Source organism: Dietzia sp. UBA5065 (assembly GCA_002415925.1).
Lineage (GTDB): Bacteria > Actinomycetota > Actinomycetes > Mycobacteriales > Mycobacteriaceae > Dietzia.
Genome location: DIAZ01000026.1, coordinates 1 through 3,681, shown reverse-complemented (window position 1 = coordinate 3,681; position 3,681 = coordinate 1). Strand labels below are relative to the sequence as shown.

The 3,681-nt window shown below is 75.2% G+C and carries 3 protein-coding genes and 1 pseudogene; 3 read left to right on the top strand and 1 reads right to left on the bottom strand.

The genetic code is table 11. The annotated features are described in order from the left end of the window. From B4M60_RS02110 to B4M60_RS02100, 3 genes are all read left to right on the top strand, one after another. Positions 1-720 (top strand): ABC transporter ATP-binding protein (locus B4M60_RS02110; protein ID WP_291079832.1); only part of this gene is annotated, 720 nt, incomplete at its 5' end. Continuing rightward, the gene (locus tag B4M60_RS02105; RefSeq protein WP_291079830.1) at positions 717-1,508 is read left to right on the top strand and encodes an ABC transporter permease; all 792 of its coding nucleotides are present in this window, start codon (positions 717-719) and stop codon (positions 1,506-1,508) included. The genes B4M60_RS02110 and B4M60_RS02105, both read left to right, overlap by 4 nt. Positions 1,509-1,545: 37 nt before the next feature. After that, a complete protein-coding gene (locus B4M60_RS02100) occupies positions 1,546-2,529 on the top strand; it encodes a COX15/CtaA family protein (protein ID WP_291079828.1) in 984 nt (327 codons plus the stop codon). 93 nt (positions 2,530-2,622) lie between these two features. On the opposite strand, the pseudogene B4M60_RS02095 reads toward B4M60_RS02100, so the two are convergent. Continuing rightward, positions 2,623-3,681, bottom strand: a pseudogene (locus B4M60_RS02095) (hypothetical protein); the annotation flags it as partial.

The following is a 3,681-nucleotide window of genomic DNA, read 5'->3' as shown; positions in this document are numbered from 1 at the left end:
CCCGTGGCCGACCGCCAGCGGGTCCGCAGCCGGGTGGGGATGATGCTGCAGGGCGGGGGCGCCTATCCGGCCGCCCGCGTCGGAGAGATGGTGCGGCTGGTCGCCTCCTACTACGCCGACCCGCTCGACCCCGACTGGCTGGTCGGCGAGCTGGGGTTGAGCGATCACGTCCGCACCCCCTACCGGAGGTTGTCCGGTGGCCAGCAGCAGCGCCTCTCGCTCGCGCTCGCGGTGATCGGGCGACCCGAGCTGGTCTTCCTCGACGAACCGACCGCCGGCCTCGACGCCCAGTCGCGGCGGGCCGTGTGGGACCTGGTCCGCGCGCTGCGCCGGGACGGCACCGCGGTCCTGCTCACCACCCATCTCATGGACGAGGCCGCTTCCCTGGCCGACGACGTGGTGATCATCGACCACGGTCGACGCGTCGCCTCGGGCGCACCGGCGGAGCTCGAGAGGGCGGGCACCGCGGAGGGTGTCACTCTGGTCGTCGAGGGCGACGCCTCCCCGGCGCTGCTGAGAGACGCGCTGGGCGAGGGACACACCGTGACGGCGGGATCGGCGTCCGGCGTCCTGGAGGTCCACGGCCCGGTCTCCCCCGAGCTCATGACCGCCCTGTGCGCGGCCCTGGAGCGGGCCGGGGTCCAGCTCACCTCCCTGGCCACCCGGACCAGGAGCCTGGAAGAGGTCTTCCTCGATCTGACCGGACGGGAACTGCGATGACCGACCCACTGGCCGACACCAACCGCTTCGCGCCGGGCACGTTCGCGCGCCCCTCCGCGCCGGCGTCACTCGCGCGGATGGTCGCGTCGCAGACCCGCATGGAGCTGATCCTGTTCCTGCGCAACGGCGAGCAGCTGTTGGTGGCCCTGGTGATCCCCGTCGCGGTCCTGTTCGCCCTCACCGCGATCGAGTTCGGGTCGATCCCCGATCCCCGCATCGACTACGCGATCACCGCCGTGCTCACCCTCTCCGTGATGGGGACCGCCTTCACCGGCCAGGCCATCGCGGTCGGGTTCGACCGCCGCTACGGGGCGCTGAAGAGACTCGGCGGGACGCCGCTGCCGCCCGCCGTGATCATCGCGGGCAAGATCCTCGCCACCCTGGTCCTGGTGGCGGGCCAGTCCGTCCTGCTGGGACTCATCGCCGCCGGACTCGGCTGGCGCCCGGCCCTCGCGGGGTTGGCGGTCGGCGCGCTCGTGATCGGCCTCGGGTCGGTCGCGTTCTCCTCGATGGGGCTGCTGCTCGGGGGGACCCTGCGGGCGGAGATCGTCCTCGCGCTGGCCAACCTCATCTGGTTTGTCCTCATCGGCGCGGCCGGTCTGGCGATCGGGGTGGCCGCCCTGCCCGACGCGATCCACGACCTCCTCGTCGTGGTCCCCTCCTACGCCCTGACCAGCGCGCTGGTCACCGCGCTCGACGGTGGGTTCCCCGCCCTGGCGGCGCTGGTCCTGGCGGTGTGGACCGCGGTCTGCGGCGGCCTGGCCGTGCGCCACTTCTCCTTCACCTGATCACCGACCCCGGCGGGCCGCGGCCTAGAATCACGGCGTGACCACGACTTCGCACGCCCCGACTCCCGGCACACCGTCCGCGCCCGTGCCCCCGGGGCCGAGGGGCCCGCTGTCCCGGCTGCCCCTACCCTCGCTCCGGGTGCAGAAGGGGCTCGCCCTGGCCAACGTCATCGCCCAGGTCGGGATCATGACGACCGGCGTGACCGTCCGCGTGACCGCCTCCGGGCTCGGCTGCGAGACCTGGCCCCAGTGCAACCAGGACAGCTTCGTCCCCGTCCCCGGCGCCGCGCCGGCCCTCCACCAGTCGGTGGAGTTCGGCAACCGGCTCCTCACCTTTGTGCTGGCCGCCGTGGCGGTGGCGCTGTTGCTCGCGGTCTACCGCGCGGGCCGACGGCGGGGGCTCAAACTGCTGGCCTGGGCCATGCCGGCGGGGATCCTCGCGCAGGCGGTGATCGGCGGCATCACGGTCCTGGCCGGGTTGGCCTGGTGGACTGTCGCGCTGCACCTGCTGCCGTCGATGATCCTGGCGTGGTTGGCGGCGGTCTTGTTCGTCCGCATCGGGGAGGACGACGCCGTGCCCGCCAGGCGGGTCCTCCCGAGGCCGATGGCCTGGCTCACCATCCTGTCCGCCGTGCTGCTGACCGGGGTCCTGGTCACGGGGACGATGGTGACCGGTGCGGGGCCGCACGCCGGAGACGCCCGGGTCGAGGCGGCGGACCGGCTCCAGCTGCCCATCCAGTGGTTGGTCCACTTCCACGCCGAACTCATGGTGGGTTACCTGTGCCTGGTGGTCGGCCTGGTGCTGGGATTGGCCGCGCTGCGGGCGCCGGGGCCCGCCATCCGCCGCTGCGCGATCCTCATCGGCCTGATCGTGGCCCAGGCGGTCCTCGGGATCACGCAGTACCAGCTCGGCGTGCCGGAGCTCCTCGTGGTGCTGCACGTGACCCTGGCGGGGACCATCACCGCGGTCACCGGGTCGCTCTGGGCCGCGGGGGTCATCCGGGAGAAGGCCCTGGCGTAGGACGCCCGGTCGACGGACATCCGGTCGACGGACGTCCGGTCGACGCGAACGGCCCCGCCGGTGGCGGGGCCGTTCTGGTTTCCGGTGGCGTTGTCAGACCAGGGAACCGGATCCCGCCATGCGCTTCCAGTGGCCGGCCGGGACGTCGGTCCTCGACACGAGTTCGCGGTTCCACTCCGAGGCGGTGAGGCCGGAGATCGAGTCCCGGACGGCCTCGGCCTCGGGCAGGGAATCGACCATGTGGTCGCCCATGACGCCGTCGGCACCGACGAAGGTCAGGCGGACCCCGCGTCGACCGACCGGCTGGAGGACGACATCCGCCGTCCCCCCGTGACGGGCGAGGAACTTCCGGACGTACTTCGCGGCCCGGGCCGGCGGGGTCGGCCCGGCGGGGACCGGCGCGGGCTCGATCGTCTCGGACGCCGCCTTGGCGGGCTCGGGCTTCTCAGGCGGCGTCGCCTCGGCCGCGCTCTCCTGGGCCGCGACCGCCCCGGCTGCGGGGGGCGTCGCGGCCGGCGGTGCGGCGGCAGGGGCGTCCGCCGTCGTGGCCGCCTTCGTGTCCGCCGCGGCCCCGGTCGGCGCCGGAGCGGCCTCGGGGGTCGGCTCGGAGTCCGTCGCCGCCGCGCCGGCACCCGCGCCGGCCGCGGCCGCGGCCCCGCCGAGGGACAGCCCCGCGGAGCCGCCACCGGGTGCCTTGGCCTTGGTGCCGCCCCCGAGGGAGAGCCCGCCCGTCTTGCCGCCACCCGGCGCCTTGGCCGCCGACCCGCCGCCGAGGGTGAGCCCGCCGGCCTTGCCGGCCGCCGGAGCCTTCGCTCCCGTCTGTGCGGGCGTGGCTTCTGTCTTGGCCTCGGCCTCGGCCGGCGTCTCTGGCGCGGACACCTCGGCGGTGGCGTCCGAGGCGGCGGGTGCCTGCGCGGAGGGGGGCTCGCTCGCGGACGCCGCGGCGGCGCCGGCCGCAGCGGCCGCGCCCGCGGCGCCACCCAGGACCAGCCTGCCGACGGAACCGCCGCCGGGGGCCTTGGCCTTGGATCCCCCGCCCAGCTTCAGGCCGCCGCCGGCCGCGGGAGCGGATGCGGCAGGCGCCGGCGCCGACGCGGGCGCCGACGTCTCCGGACCGGAGTCCGTGGCCGCGGCGGCAGGCGCGGCGGCAGG

Bases quoted from the DNA above. Each gene is read 5' to 3' on its own strand.
- B4M60_RS02105 (WP_291079830.1), top strand. From the start codon at position 717: ATGACCGACCCACTGGCCGACACCAACCGCTTCGCGCCGGGCACGTTC.